Origin of the sequence: Acinetobacter sp. BY419 (assembly GCF_019038395.1) — a bacterium.
Lineage (GTDB): Bacteria > Pseudomonadota > Gammaproteobacteria > Pseudomonadales > Moraxellaceae > Acinetobacter.
In genome coordinates this window covers 53,982-68,677 of record NZ_JAGFXZ010000011.1, presented here as the reverse complement: position 1 = coordinate 68,677, position 14,696 = coordinate 53,982, and the positions used below count along the sequence as shown (strand labels likewise).

Annotated in this window: 14 protein-coding genes; 6 read left to right on the top strand and 8 right to left on the bottom strand. The window is 44.2% G+C overall.

The genetic code is table 11. From position 1 onward, the window contains the following. Positions 1–203 precede the first annotated feature (203 nt). A complete protein-coding gene (gene rpmF, locus KUG37_RS06215; protein ID WP_004279227.1) occupies positions 204–386 on the bottom strand; it encodes a 50S ribosomal protein L32 in 183 nt (60 codons plus the stop codon). Positions 387–463: 77 nt separating this feature from the next. Further along, a complete protein-coding gene (locus KUG37_RS06210; RefSeq protein WP_216934790.1) occupies positions 464–1,021 on the bottom strand; it encodes a DUF177 domain-containing protein in 558 nt (185 codons plus the stop codon). Positions 1,022–1,118: 97 nt separating this feature from the next. On the opposite strand from KUG37_RS06210, the gene KUG37_RS06205 reads away from it, so the two are divergent. From KUG37_RS06205 to KUG37_RS06195, 3 genes are all read left to right on the top strand, one after another. Beyond that, positions 1,119–1,781: an elongation factor P hydroxylase gene (locus tag KUG37_RS06205; protein WP_216934882.1), complete on the top strand. Its 663-nt coding sequence runs from the start codon at positions 1,119–1,121 to the stop codon at positions 1,779–1,781. 87 nt (positions 1,782–1,868) lie between these two features. After that, positions 1,869–2,486 carry an L-threonylcarbamoyladenylate synthase gene (locus KUG37_RS06200; RefSeq protein ID WP_216934792.1) on the top strand — a complete coding sequence of 206 codons (618 nt, stop codon included), beginning with the start codon at positions 1,869–1,871 and terminating at the stop codon, positions 2,484–2,486. A gap of 45 nt (positions 2,487–2,531) precedes the next feature. Next, positions 2,532–2,816: a hypothetical protein gene (locus KUG37_RS06195; protein ID WP_216934794.1), complete on the top strand. Its 285-nt coding sequence runs from the start codon at positions 2,532–2,534 to the stop codon at positions 2,814–2,816. A gap of 82 nt (positions 2,817–2,898) precedes the next feature. On the opposite strand, the gene KUG37_RS06190 is transcribed toward KUG37_RS06195, so the two are convergent. Further along, a complete protein-coding gene (locus tag KUG37_RS06190) occupies positions 2,899–3,378 on the bottom strand; it encodes a hypothetical protein (protein WP_216934795.1) in 480 nt (159 codons plus the stop codon). Positions 3,379–3,892: 514 nt separating this feature from the next. Here KUG37_RS06190 and KUG37_RS06185 point away from each other — a divergent pair. The 3 genes from KUG37_RS06185 to rluB are packed head-to-tail and all read left to right on the top strand — an operon-like array spanning position 3,893 to position 6,371. Next, entirely contained in the window at positions 3,893–4,687 is a 795-nt protein-coding gene (locus KUG37_RS06185; protein WP_216934797.1) for a ScpA family protein, read from the top strand. Continuing rightward, entirely contained in the window at positions 4,684–5,274 is a 591-nt protein-coding gene (gene scpB / locus KUG37_RS06180; RefSeq protein WP_216934799.1) for an SMC-Scp complex subunit ScpB, read from the top strand. The genes KUG37_RS06185 and scpB overlap by 4 nt, the downstream gene beginning before the upstream one ends. A gap of 41 nt (positions 5,275–5,315) precedes the next feature. Next, positions 5,316–6,371: a 23S rRNA pseudouridine(2605) synthase RluB gene (gene rluB, locus KUG37_RS06175; RefSeq protein ID WP_216934800.1), complete on the top strand. Its 1,056-nt coding sequence runs from the start codon at positions 5,316–5,318 to the stop codon at positions 6,369–6,371. Between the two features lie 633 nt (positions 6,372–7,004). Here the strand turns inward: rluB and KUG37_RS06170 are convergent. From KUG37_RS06170 to KUG37_RS06150, 5 genes are read right to left on the bottom strand one after another with little or no spacing between them, the layout of a single operon-like run. Continuing rightward, complete coding sequence (locus KUG37_RS06170; RefSeq protein WP_216934802.1) at positions 7,005–8,735, bottom strand: ABC transporter ATP-binding protein; 1,731 nt, start codon at positions 8,733–8,735, stop codon at positions 7,005–7,007. Between the two features lie 10 nt (positions 8,736–8,745). Continuing rightward, on the bottom strand, positions 8,746–9,897 hold the full coding sequence (locus KUG37_RS06165; RefSeq protein WP_216934803.1) for an ABC transporter permease: 1,152 nt from the start codon (positions 9,895–9,897) through the stop codon (positions 8,746–8,748). A 7-nt stretch (positions 9,898–9,904) separates the two neighbouring features. Continuing rightward, positions 9,905–10,843 (bottom strand): ABC transporter permease, encoded by a 939-nt coding sequence (locus tag KUG37_RS06160; RefSeq protein ID WP_216934804.1) that lies wholly within the window; start codon positions 10,841–10,843, stop codon positions 9,905–9,907. 12 nt (positions 10,844–10,855) lie between these two features. Continuing rightward, complete coding sequence (locus KUG37_RS06155) at positions 10,856–12,862, bottom strand: M3 family metallopeptidase (RefSeq protein ID WP_216934806.1); 2,007 nt, start codon at positions 12,860–12,862, stop codon at positions 10,856–10,858. Between the two features lie 20 nt (positions 12,863–12,882). Continuing rightward, positions 12,883–14,685, bottom strand: coding sequence for an ABC transporter substrate-binding protein (locus tag KUG37_RS06150; protein ID WP_216934808.1), 1,803 nt, complete (start codon positions 14,683–14,685; stop codon positions 12,883–12,885). Between the last annotated feature and the right edge of the window lie 11 nt (positions 14,686–14,696).

Below are 14,696 nucleotides of genomic sequence, written 5' to 3'. Positions count from 1 at the left end.
AGAGGTGTACGTCTTTAGTCTTGACAAGAAGACTGACCAATAAGACCACCTAAATCATTGTGGAGCGCAATTTAGCATGTAATTTTGCTGGCGGTAATTGCCAAATACAACAAAAAACCGATACCCCTAAAATCAAGGACAAAAAAAAGGGAGCTAAATGCTCCCATTTTTTCTACTAAGCTTGACGCTTAATACATCACCAATTATTCAGCAGATGCTTTAGCGAATAATTGACGACCACGGTAGATACCATCTTTAGATACATGGTGACGACGGTGAGTCTCGCCAGTAGCTTGGTCTACAGTTAATGCATTCTCGGTTAAAGCGTCATGTGAACGGCGCATGTCACGGCGAGAGCGACTTTTACGGTTTTGCTGAACGGCCATGATGGCTCCTTACAAAGATCGAAAAAATGGATCAGAACAAATTCGATTGTCTTATACACAAGAGTATAACACAAAAATTAGTTAAGTTTACCCTTCAAAGCAGCCAAAGCTCCAAACGGATTATCCCGTTTCTCTTCAACTACTTCTTCAATGGCAGGTTGATGCTTATGTTCGCAAAATTCATGTTTAGGCGACAACGGCATCAACAATAACAGCTCATCTTCTATCAGCGCGAGTAAATCAGCCGACGCAGGCGCATCAATGCTACCTTTGGTGGTTGCTTCACTTTCACCTAGGACGATGAAATCAGCATCCTCATCCAAGCGCTCTATCAGTGACTCATCATCTACAAGCGCTAAGTGGAACGATGAAACCAGTTCAATTACTACAGTTTCCAGACAACGCTGGCATTCCATAGGAACTTTTGTTTCAACGTGACCATCTAGCCATGCAATACGATGATAGGCATCCATTGATAGCTTACAGTCTATGTTAATCAATTGATCATCAATTGATCCAACAGCTTCACGAGCAATACGAACAAAGCGAGACAATGGCAGTTGACCTGACCATTTATAGCCTTGTTCAGCCCATTTAAACGGCTCAATCTGTGCCGGAAAGGTATTTGCTGACATAATTAAGGCGGCAATTCTACAAATTCATGAGTACTCTGTCAAAGATTAAGATACAATTTTGCACTTATTTCGACAGACCATTTGGGTAAAACAAGATATGCATCTGTTGCAGCCGCAAACAGAAGTGAATATTTCATCACTCGTTAGCACACTTTCTAGTTCTGATTCTGACAGTTCAACACAGCAAGTGCAACTCTTAGCATGGCCGAATTTATCATCAGAAGCCAAGCAAGTTAACTGGCTCATCTTACACTTTAAGCATTGGTTTTCCCATCTGAATGTCACTTTAGTGCGTGGTGAATTTGAACCAGAATATTTCCCTGCAAGCATAGACAGCCCTGCCCGGATCCAGTTTGCACACGGTTTCTTCAATAGTGCCCTGCATGAAATTAGCCACTGGACCATTGCCGGAGACAAACGCCGTCTGCTGCCTGATCTCGGCTACTGGTATGCGCCGGATGGGCGTACCCGTGAACAGCAGGCTTTATTTGAACAGGTGGAAATCAAACCACAGGCGATTGAATGGATGTTTGCCCAGGCCTTTGGCCGTAAATTCCGGGTGTCTTTAGACAACCTGACTGGCGACGGCGGGGATGGCGCAAGCTTTAAAAACAATGTCTATGCCCAAGTGCAGGCCTATTTTAACGGTACAGCCAAACTGCCGCGTGATGCAGCCCGATTTATCCAATGTATCTGTATCTGTACCAGAGGTGGCAAAAGTTTACAATCTGATGAATTTTTACGTGAAATGCTTGATTAAATTACACAAATATACCTTTTTTATGATTGTCAGACATTGCTTGAGCACCACATAATATGCCATCAGTCCAAGCTTGGAGTAGCCTCTATGCTGCATTTACGCGTACATCCCGATAATCCGCAACCCCGCTTAATCAGTCAGGCAGTGGAACGTATCCGTGCGGGTGATGTCGTGGTCTATCCTACTGATGCTGCCTATGCGATTGGTTGCCAGATTGGTAACAAGAGTGCCATGGAGCGGATTGCGCAAATTCGTGGTCTAGGGCCAAAGCATCAATATGCGATTTTGTGTTGTGATTTATCCGATATTGCCACCTATGCCAAAGTCGACAATGCCATGTATCGTCTGCTGAAAAACAATACCCCGGCCATCACCACTTTTATTCTACCTGCCACCAGTGAAGTTCCTAAACGCTTGATGCACCCCAAAAAGAAAACCATTGGTCTACGTATTCCGAATAATCCAGTGTGTCAAATGCTGCTTAAGGAACTTGGTGAGCCATTATTGACCTCTACCCTGATTTTACCGGGTCAGAGCGATCCACTCGATGATCCTTATGACATTGAAATGCAACTGGGTAAACGCATTGATGTTTTTATAGATAGCGGTTTAGGAACTCTAAGCACGACTTCTATTGTAGATTTATCGGGTGATCATCCTGAAGTGCTTCGTCGTGGTATGGGAGATGTCAGCGCCTTTGAATAAATGCCGCCTGAGAATTTTCCACAAAAATTAAAGGAGTCAGAATGAATGGATTTATTTTATCTCCTGCTAAATCAGCAGGAATTTTCTGCACAGGATCTGATCTATGCAGAAATTCCCTGGACGCTGCAATCTCAGGTGGTCATGGTTAAAGCACATCCTTCTGCCAATCTCATTCTGGACATTGACCATACGGAATACCAATTTTTCCTGAAGCTAAGTCTGCTTAGACAGCTGTTACAGATCTATTCGAAGCAGAACGTATGTCTGGCAGAGACTTGCCAGCGCCTCATTGAGTTTGCGGACAAGCAACAAAATCATTCATCACCCTGAGAATATTAAAACAGCAAATGGTTTGATGTTATATGCCTATTCTTTGCAATTCGAGCGGTATGCGGTTGTTGCCAAAAACAGTTTAAGAATCTGAAGCACGTTCATAATGACGAACCGTCATGAAGTTTGGACACTGGGATAGCTTCTGTTCATGATGCATAAGTTCTTCACCCAGTTTATTTTTCAGATATACATGAAAAATAATCTGATCATCTTCCAGTACATTCAACATAGCCGTCCGTGCCTTGGGTTCCATGACTTTAAATGAATTGATCGACTCACAAGACATAGCCTGCATGTCCAGTTTAATCCGGTCATCCATCTGGTCTCCCTCATATACCATATGCCGCATGTAAAAACGGATATTGGGATATTGATCCAGCACACTAAAATCCATTTTCATGGCAGTCATGACAGGTCGGGCTCGTTCCACAAAAGCTGAAAATCCACCTGATTTCAGCCCCGTGCGTGCTTCATCTTCAAGCTGCATAATCTGATATTTTGGATAAGCCCAAAAGCCCCCGAGTGCGATCACTCCAATAACAAGCAAAATAAGTGGCATGTTTAATTCACCTTTTTAATAATTTTTGTGATTCTTGACTATTTTTCAGAAGTATAGCGTTTTTTTTGACCAAAAATTATAGGGAAATATTTTATTAATACCTATTAATATTTATTAATTTTATGTTTTTTAATGGGAAATCCGTTTGTAAATCACTTAACACCTGCCGTTAACTTATTTCACCTTCTGATAAGACTCGCTATGTTTAGCGAGCTTTTCAAACGAATTAACTGACATTCATCTACCCAACACGCTTGATCATCAGACAAAACATAACACGAAGATTCCTGAAGTATTTCCTGCTTTATTCTGCTGTTTTTTAAGGTACTATTTTTAATTAACCGATAAATTCCATTATTTTTTTAAGTTTTTATGGCTTTGGCCGCTTATTTAATTTATTTAAGGTTACTTTTCCAGTACAATGATAACGCTTAATCCTGTGCTTTTCTTTCGATCAGATACCGAAAATCAAGCCTTTGCATGCCTTTGAAAATTCGCGTGGCCTATAATTGTAATGACTCAAATTATCCATAACACTATGGAATCTGCTCCGCACATTCGGGTTCTGGATGAATGGCAGGATACAATTCCAGAGGATCTGTACATTCCTCCAGCGGCATTTGAAATTTTATTAGAACATTTTGAAGGCCCACTCGACTTTTTAATTTACCTGATTCAAAAAAATGGCTTTGATCTGTTGCAGGTCGATATCGCACCGATTGCAGCGCAATATTTGTCCTATATGGACGCGATGAAATCCCTGAATATCGAGCTGACGGCCGACTATATGGTGATGGCGGCTTTACTGGCAGATCTGAAATCGCGTTTACTGTTACCGAAACCGAAAAGCCTGGCTGCAATTGAACAGGATCCAAAACAAGAACTGATTGACCGTTTAGAAAATTATTTAAGAATTAAACAGGCAGCGGAACGTCTGGGCCAGATGCCAATTCTGGAACGCGACACTTTTACCACCAATGTCAGTCTGGGTGAAATCCAGCAGCCGAATGAAGGCTATTCAAGCGATTTACTGCGTGATGCCTTGCTTTGCATATTTAACCGTCCAGAACCCGTGATTCATCAGGTGCAACAAGAACCGGTACTGCTGGAAGAACGCATTGCCTATATTGAAAGTTGTATTGAAACTGGCAAAGTACTCAGTTTCAAGGAATTATTAAAACCGGGCCAAGGCCGCATGGGCATGGTAGTGACCTTTATGGCAGTGCTGGAACTGACCCGGCAACAAAAAATTCAGATTATTGCTACAGGTATTGAAGCCCCGCTCGCAATTCAAGGAGCCAGTCAATGACACTCGATCAAAATACGCTGTTATCTACAGAAGACAATTTGCATGAAGTCCTGATGCAGCTTGAAGCCATTATTTTTGCCAGTGACTCTGCGGTTTCCTTAGCTCGTCTGAAAGAAGCTTTTCAGGATCGTTATAGCAAGCAGGAATTACGTCAGTATTTACAACAACTTTCCATGCTGATGCATGGCCGTTCGATAGAACTGATTGAAACAGCACAAGGTTATCGTTTTCAAGTGCGTGCAAAATATCGTAATATTATTGCACAGACTTGGCCTGAGCGACCGGCTCGCTTGTCGCCTTCTTTACTAGAGACGCTTGCAGTGATTGCTTATCACCAGCCCGTGACTCGAGCGGATATTGAACAGATTCGTGGTGTCACGAATAACAGTCAAAACCTGCGTACGCTGTTTGACTGGAACTGGATTAAAGAGTCCGGATTTCGTGAACTCCCTGGAAGACCTGCGTTGTTAATGACAACGCCACAATTTTTAAATGCGTTTGGCCTGAATAGTTTGGGCCAATTGCCTCCCCTGCAGGATGCCAAGGAAGCTTTTATGGCCCTCGATGCAAATGCACCGAAGTCATAAATAGGTGAACTGTTGATAATTATTTCTAAGGTTATGCTGTCATGAGTGAAAAGTTGCAAAAGGTGCTTGCACGCGTTGGTTTGGGTTCTCGCCGTTATATGGAAGAAGTCATTGCTGCGGGTCGTGTAAGTGTCAACGGGCAAATTGCCCAAGTGGGTGAACGAATCGAACCAGGTGATGAGCTTCGCATCGATGGTCGTAAAGTTGCGTTCCAGATTGAAGACGAAATTCGTCGTCGTGTGATTATTTATTACAAACCTGAAGGCGAAATCTGCTCACGTAGCGATCCTGAAAACCGCCCCACTGTATTTGAACAGTTGCCTGCTATTCCGGGCGATCGCTGGGTGATGGTTGGCCGTCTGGATATTAACTCGAGCGGTCTGTTGTTGTTCACAAATGATGGCGAACTTGCCAACCGCTTGATGCACCCATCTAATGAAATCGAACGTGAATATGCAGTTCGTGTGATGGGTGAAGTTACGCCACAAATTCGCAACAACATGATCAAAGGCGTGGTACTCGACGATGGCCCGGCGAAATTCGAATCTTTCTCTGAACTCGGTGGTGACGGGATTAACCGCTGGTTCCAGGTGGTAGTAAAAGAAGGGCGTAACCGTGAAGTACGTCGTATTTTTGAATCACAAGGCCTGAAAGTCAGCCGTCTACTGCGTACCCGTTACGGTACTGTGATTCTGCCACGTGAACTGCGTACCGGTCGCTGGATTGAACTGGATAAAAATGATATCGACAACCTGACTAAAGCTGTGGAATTGAAACCACGTCAAGGTACCGGCTTATTTGGTATGGCTAAACGTCGTAATGAGCGTATGCAGGATAAACCGATGGCTGCACGCCGTGGTGGTTTCTTGCGTCAGCAGCGTCGTGACAGTGATGAACAACAGCCACAGAATAACACTGGCCGCGAGCGTCGTGATGACAATGCTTATGGTCGTCGTGACAGAAATGAAAACCAAAATGGTACGCAGTTCGTTCGTCGTGAAACCCGTCCGGATCAAGCATTTGGTCGTCGTGAAGAACGTGATGAAAATGCACCACGTCGTCCATACGGCGTAAATAAAGGCTTTAAAAAATTCTAAGCCCTCGTTAAACTAAAAGTCAGGCAATTGCCTGACTTTTTTTATAAAATAGAAAAATAACAATGAAAGATCGATTTCGTGCAATACCGTCTGTTCAATACCAGCCCTTACGCTTTTGGGTTTTATATGTACTTATCTATTATCTTACTTATCAGTTTCATTTTTATTTAAAAACCACGCAACAACATTGGTCTTTTAATCTCATGCTGTTTAATGAAGGGTTGATTTCCCCTATTCATCATCCAATCGAAACCACAGACGCTTATGGCAATATCTTTACACTTGTGATGATCGGTTATGTTTTAGTGCGGCATTGGATTGGTCATCGAAAAGTCTTAATGATCAACCCTCACACCATTTGTTGAAGTATTGGTAAGTTAAAAGTAAGTAAAGCTTTTCAATTAGTTGTAGATACAGAAATTCAATTCATTCAAATTCCACCCTATGAGCCAACGATTAATCTGATTCGACTCAAAAATCAACATCAAGAATTCACAATTAATTTATTGCAGTTTGAAAGAACACAGCGTGAAGAAATTCAGCAACGTTTGCAGGTTTTAAAATTACTGTAATAGCAAAATATAGACATAAAAAACGCCCAATGAATTGAGCGTTTTTTCATTATATCGATGATTAAGCTTGTACACCTTTTGGAATCGCACTGAGCAGGCGCTGAGTATATTCATGTTTAGGTGATTGATAGAGTTCATCTGAATTGGCAATTTCAACCAATTCCCCATGATTGAGCACCATAATTTGATCTGAAATATATTTCACCACCGATAAATCATGCGAAATAAAGATATAACTCAAGCCATATTCATCTTGCAGGTCTTGTAGCAGATTGAGGACTTGTGCCTGTACCGAAACATCGAGCGCAGATACCGATTCATCGCAAATTAAAACTTCAGGTTTTAAGGTCAGGCAACGTGCAATGGCAATCCGTTGTCGCTGGCCACCTGAAAATTCGTGCGGATAGCGATGAAAAGCCTGCGCGGGCAAGCTGACCCGTTCCAGCAGATCCAAGGCCATTTGTTTGCGTTCGGCATCATCCTGACCAATTTTGTGAATCTGCATCGGTTCCATCAGGATTTGTCCCACGGTAAAGCGCGGATTCAGAGAAGCATAGGGATTCTGAAAAATGATCTGGATTTTACGTTGATACTGGGTAAATTCCTGTTCAGACATGGCTAAAATATCACGCCCCTGAAACAGTGCTTTACCGCCTGTGGCTTGTTGCAGACGCATCAACAACAAGCCAATGGTGGTTTTACCCGAACCGGATTCTCCGACCAGTCCCAAGGTTTTGCCTTTTGCCAGCTGAAAAGAAACCCCTTTCACCGCCTGAAATTCATCTTTGCCAAACAGACCTTTGCGGCTATAAAAAGATTTTTTCAGATCACGTACATCCAGAATAATTTCTTCACTGCCCTTCAGTCCACGTGAGCGTTGCGGAAGCTGGGTATTCAGGTGGATATCTTCCAGCCAGGTTGAACCATCCTGTTTCATAAAATCACTGATCATCGGCAAACGTAACGGACGTTGCGATAATTGTGGACGGCAATGCAATAAAGCTTTGGTATACATATCCTGAGGTCGGTCCAATACGTCCTGAACTAGCCCCTGTTCACGAATTTCACCATGTCGCATCACAATCACCTGATCGGCAATTTCACCGACCAAAGCCAGGTCATGAGTAATGAACAGCATCGACATCTGACGACGCTGACGTAGAGATTCCAGCAAGTCTAGAATCTGCTTTTGAATAGTCACATCCAGTGCAGTGGTCGGTTCGTCTGCAATCAGCAGCTTGGGTTCACAGGCAATGGCCATAGCAATCATGACCCGTTGCTGCTGCCCACCCGAAAGCTGCCCCGGATAGGCATCGATTTTAGTTTCAGCTGCAGGGATCCCCACTTCATTGAGCAGTTCCAGAGTACGTTGCCGTGCCTGTTTTTTATTCATACCCAAATGTAGACGCAAAATTTCTGCGATCTGCATGCCTACCGTAAACACCGGATTTAGCGAAGACATTGGCTCCTGAAAAATCATGGCAATGTCTTTACCACACATCTGTCGCATTTCACGGGTTTTCAACTTGAGCAGATTTTTCCCTTCAAAGATAATCTGGCTGTCTTCTGAAATACGCGCGCTCTCTGCCGGGAGCAAGCCCATGGTGGCCAGTGAAGTAACCGACTTGCCACTTCCCGATTCGCCCACCAGTGCAACTGTGGTATTAGCTGGGATCTCAAAAGAAACCCCTTTCACGGTTTCGATATACTCTTTATTTTCACCTTTAAAACTGACACGCAGATTTTCCACGCGAAGTAACGCAGGTGCTTTACTTGGATTTATTTCAGACATCGTGGCACTCCTATTTCAGTTTTGGATCTAATGCATCACGGAGTGCATCGGTAAACATCGAGAAAGCTGTCACCAATACTGCCATTGCAATCGAGGCTGCCGCCAATTGCCACCATTTACCCAAAATCAGCTCGCTTTGTGCTTCATTCAGCATACTTCCCCATGATACTACTCCGATTGGCACACCAAACCCGAGGAAGCTCAAAATCACTTCAGATTTGATAAAGGCCACCACCAGAATAGACATCTGCACCAGGGCAATATGACTAACATTAGGAAAAATATGTACAAACATGCGACGCATATTACTGACCCCAATCGCCTTGGCAGCCAGCACATATTCACGTGCTGTATGCTTCATGTACTCAGCACGAACCAGACGAAAGACCCCGGTCCAGCCGGTCAGGCCTAAAATCAGGATGATCGATAGAATACCTTTCTGTTGCAATACCGCAGCAATCGCCAGAACCAGCAACAGATAAGGAATCGAGGTAAAGATATTATAAAACCAGTTCAGAACATCATCGATCCAGCCACCAAAATAACCCGCTAGCGCACCCAGTGCAGTACCAATCAGCACCGCCACAAATGCTGCGATCAAGCCTACCAGAATCGAGGTTTCTGCACCTTTAATGGTTTTCTGTAAAACATCCTGTCCCCATTTATCTGCTCCAAAGACCAGACTCTGTTTTAATTCGCTGCCCTGATCCATGAGCTGGCCACCCAGTTGCTGATTAATGGCCTGCATATCCGCTGCAAGTGGATCTGTCACGCCATAATAGTCAATGCTGCCGCCCATACCTTGCTCAGCGACAATTTCGGCATTTAATTCAGCGATAACTTCCTTTAAAGGATCGACAGGATTGATGGGTAGAGGCACAGATTCTGCGCCCTGTTCTTCACCAGAGGCAGCCGGGACTGGGGCTGCACTGATAAAACCTGGCGGTGCATAACTGACTGCCACTTCCTTATTCCAGTCTTTGGCAATCAGGCCGCTCATTGACAGCACCAGCAGCAGCAGATAGAACAGCACCACATATAAGGAAAACATGGCAATCCGGTCACGTTTCAAACGGCGCATGGCCAGTTGCCATAATCCTGTTGAAGCCGATTCAGGTGCTACTTCAGCCGCTTGTTCTTTTTTAAATATCGCACTCAGCATAATTCACCTACTTCAACTGTACACGCGGATCGACCCATTTATAGATCAGATCGGCAATCAGGTTGAATATCATGGTCGCAATAGCGACATAGACCGTAATCGCTTTAATCACAGGAAAATCAGACCGCTCTACGGCAATAATAACTTCACGGCCAATGCCGGGAATACCAAAGAAGCGCTCGATCAAAAAGGCTCCGATCAGTAACGCCGGTAACCCTGCCATCACGTCAGTGATAATCGGGATTGAAGCATTACGTAATACATGTACACCCATAATCCGGCGTTCGCCCAGGCCTTTGGCACGTGCAGTACGCACATAGTCCTGATTAACTTCATCCAGTACAAAACTGCGGTACAGACGTAATGTTGGTGCAATACTCACCACCAGCATGATCAATACAGGCAGCAAGGCGTATTTGAAAAGATTGTCAGCGAAATTATCACTCCAGCCCTGCACCGGGAACCAGCTCAGCTCATAAGCCAGGAAATACTGGAACACGATGATGTACACCAGAATACTGATCGACATACCGATGGTGCAGAGCATCATGATCATGCGATCGGTCAAAGAACCGCGAACCGAAGCCACACCCAAAGCCAAAATGATGGAAATAATGGTTTGCAAAATGGTCAATGGAATCAGAATGGTCAGTGAAGGTCCCAGACGGGTGGTGATAATCTGTGCCACCGACTCCCCTGTGCTCCAGCTCACCCCATAATCAAAGGTTAAAATCTGCTTGATAAAGATCCACAGTTGCACGTAATACGGTTGATCCACGCCCAGTTGCTGACGGATGTTCTCAATCTGTTCTGCATTGGCCATTTTACCGGCCAGAATATAGGCAGGATCTCCGCCCACCCAGTTGAACAGCAGGAAAATCAGCAAAATCACCCCGAGCATGGTCGGGATCATTTGCCAAAGCCGTCGAATAATATATGCCAGCATCGCTTACCTTCCTTAAATTTTCCCAGAAATTTCATTAAAGAAAGCTTTACTGTCCGGCTCACGACCCAAGAAGTCTTTCACCATTTGCTCGCCATGCTTTTGTCCGCCTTGAGACAGGATGGTGTTACGATAATGCGCACCCATTTTCTTATCCATCAGCTGATCGCCAAAGGAGGAAAGCATATCCAGCGCAATGACCTCAGACCACATATAGCTGTAATAACCCGCCTGATAGCCACCCATCAAATGCCCAAACTGTCCCGGAAACTGCTGACCGGCGACATAACCCAAGGCTGTTTTGCCTTCCATTTCTTGCCATAAGGCTAATGGGTCCGTTTTAGGTGCATCTTTATTATGCAAGGCCATATCATATTGGGCATATAAAGCCTGACGGGCATAATGCAGACCCCGTCCATAATTCTTCACGTCTTTTAGACGCTCAGTCATGGCAGCATCCACACGTGGACAGGCAGGCTCACAGTAATCGGCAACTTTTGACAAGGTTTCTAAACGGCGCGCCCACTCTTCATACATCTGTGAAGGAGCTTCAACAAAGTCACGCTCTACCGATGTACCGGACTGTTCTGTATAACGCGTTTTCGATAAAATTCCGTGCAGCGCATGACCCATTTCATGTACGAAGGTTTCCAGTTCATTACTGTTCAGGCCTTTACGGTTGAAATTGGTCACCAGCACTGATACCGGACGACGCTGACTCAAAGTACTGCCACCATAGGCGCCCCACACAGCGGCATGTCCATATTTGCCTTCACGCGGGTATTTATCGACATATAATCCACCCAGGAATGCACCTGTGGCTTTGTCATACACAGCATAATATTCCACTTCATCGTGCCAAGCCTTGACTTTCACTGGCTTGAATTCGATACCATATAAATCAGATGAAACAGCGAATAACCATTTTTGTGCTGCTTCTGTCGGAAAGTAATCTCGCAGTTTTTCCTGATCGACTTTGTATTTGGCCTGACGAAGTTTTTCACTCCAGTACCCCTGATTCCAGCGCGCAATTTCAGCTTTTTCCAGGGGGATTTTTAAGGTTTCAGCCTTGAACTGGCGCAGTTCTTCTACATCCTGTTTTTCTAAAGGGGCGACTTTTGCATAGACCTCGTCTAGAAAAGTATTCACGGCTTCAGGGTCTTTTGCCATGCGAAATTCAAGTGCAGAATGCGCATAGCTTTCCTTGTCAAAAAGTTGTGCCATTTCATAACGCAGATCAATGGCTTTTTTCATGAATTGCAGATTTTGTTCGGTTCCGCGGCGCGTATAAGCCGTCTGGTAGCGTTTGCGTGCTTCATCACTTTCTGCCAGTTCCATAAATGGCTGGTATTCTGGGGAATCAAAGCCGAGCAGATAATTACCTTTTTCATTTTTCTTTAAATTTGCGATGTAGCTTTCTGGCAAACCTTTCATTTCTGCTGGGGTAAATTCAACCTTTTCAGGATTATCACGGACGTTTTTGGAAAAGTCCTGCCCCAGTTTAGTGCTTTCTTCAATGATTTCCTTCAGACGCTTTTGTTTTTCTGCACTGAGTTGTACCCCGGTATTTTCAAACTGCTCCAGAATGTCTTCTAAAAACTTCTGATCAACCGGATCGCTGGCTTTCAGTTTTTTGAACTGGGCATACAGTTTCGGATTCTGATACAGGGTCGTTTGGTATTTGCTGATTTTAAGCTCACAGTCATCAGCTGCCTGACGCAATGCAGGATCCGGATCTACATTGCTATAGAGTCCTACTGCTGCACCGAAATCCCGGGCTTTAGCATGTAATTCATCCCATTCAGCCAGATATGGCCCAGCCTTGGCTTTATTTTTAATTTTCTTATTTTCAAATATCTGGATATCTTTTTGCATGGAGGCCAGACTGGCATCACACAAAGACGGAATTTCTGCAGCCTTGAATAATGGCAGCAGATGCGACTGGCTTTCTGCCGCTATACCCTGATACCCCCCCATCATTATTAAACATAAACTACTTAATTTTAAGGACTTTAATTTCATATTTATCTCCAGATTTTCATTTAATTTTTGGTATCAATGTCGATATACATCCATTCTGAGGACAGAATCGGATGGGACTTATGTCCAATAACTTGTGGTTGTGTCAGCGCATTACGGTAGGTGCTATATAGCATCAGGGTTGGCATGTTGACTTCTAAAATACGGGTCATTTTGCGATAAACCAGATCGCGCTCAGGACCCGGCGGCATGCTCTGACTTTGCTCATATAAACGGTCATATTCAGCATGCTTAAAGCAGGAATTATTGGTCACATTGACATTTTTGCCATAAAACAGCTGCATAAAGTTGTCAGCATCCGGATAATCGGCAATCCATGCAGAACTCTTAAACATGGTTTTACATTGTTTTTCCAGCTTAATACCTTCAGCAAATGGCATGGCCTTACTGGTCAGTTGTATATGAATACCGTCCAGGGTTTTTTTCCAGAATTCTCCTTGTTGCTGACCACGACTGGTATTACCAGTAATCAGTTCAATGACCAGAGGTTTACCTTCAGGTGTCTTTCGCCAGCCATCCGCACCGATTTTGTAGTTATAGCGATCAAGCAACATATTGGCTGCCTTGACTGAATAGGGAATACTGCTTTTATAGACGGAGGAATAGCCTGCTACCCCGGGAGGAATAGGCATGTGCAGTTTTGCCCCATCTCCTTTGAGTAAAACACTGATCATGTTTTCAACAGAGAAAGCCATTGCCATGGCGCGACGTAAGGCAATTTTTTCAGGCGTGAAACCGCCCACGACCGGGTTTTGCATATTCCAGTAATGATAGCTAATGGATGGCTCTAAAATACGTGACAGTTTTACCCCCTGCTTGACTAGCTCGGGTTTTAATTTGTCACCATCTAGTGCCTGGACCACTATATCACCCTCAATTTCGAGCAGGTCCAGTTCATTTTTCTTAAATGCCAGCATCCGTGATTGCGCTTCTTCAATGACCCTGACATCAATAGTGCCAATTTGTGGCATTTTTTTGCCTTGCATGGTTTTTACAATGGCCTGATCCTCTGCACTATTGGCTTTAAAGTCCCAGACAAAACCACGATAGTTCGGGTTTGGCTTTAAGATAATCCGTGAACCCGGGGTCCAGCGACTGAGTACATAAGGACCTGTTCCCACCGGTTTATTCATTACCCAACCGGCTTTGTCTTTATATTTTTCAATCACTTCACGAGCTACCGCAGCGGCCGGGCCATGTGCCAGTAACATCGGGAAGTTTTGATCCGGATTGTTCAGCTTTAATACTAAAGTGTAACGGTCAGGAGTCCGAATGCCCTCAAACGGATTTTCATAGACTTTGCCATTCTTTTTGGCCATGGCTACCCATGCGTCCAGCCCCTTGATTCGACCATCCAGCAACCAGCTGTTGGGGGAATGTAGCTTTGGATCGAGCAAACGTTTTAGGCTATAGGCATAGTCATATGCAGTCAATTCCCGTTTTTTGCCAGCGAAGACAGGATCATCCGCAAAGTAAATTCCTTTTTTGATTTTGATGGTATAGGTCAATCCATCCGCACTGACCTGTGGCATATCAACCGCAGTCAATGGCACCAACTTAGCTGGCGACGCCAGATAATCATAAGTGTACAAGGTTTCAAAAATAGCCGAATTAATCTTGGCCGAATAACGGTCATGAATATAACCGGGATCGAAACCAGTTTCAGCTGCAAGGAAGACTGTTTTTAAAACTTTATTCGGATTGGCGGGATTGGCAGCCCATGTGGGTGCAACACCCGCCATCATCAAACCGGCGACTAAAACTCCACTTGCCAGTTTTTTTAAAGCATTTGAATTTACGTTCATACTGGTTCTTA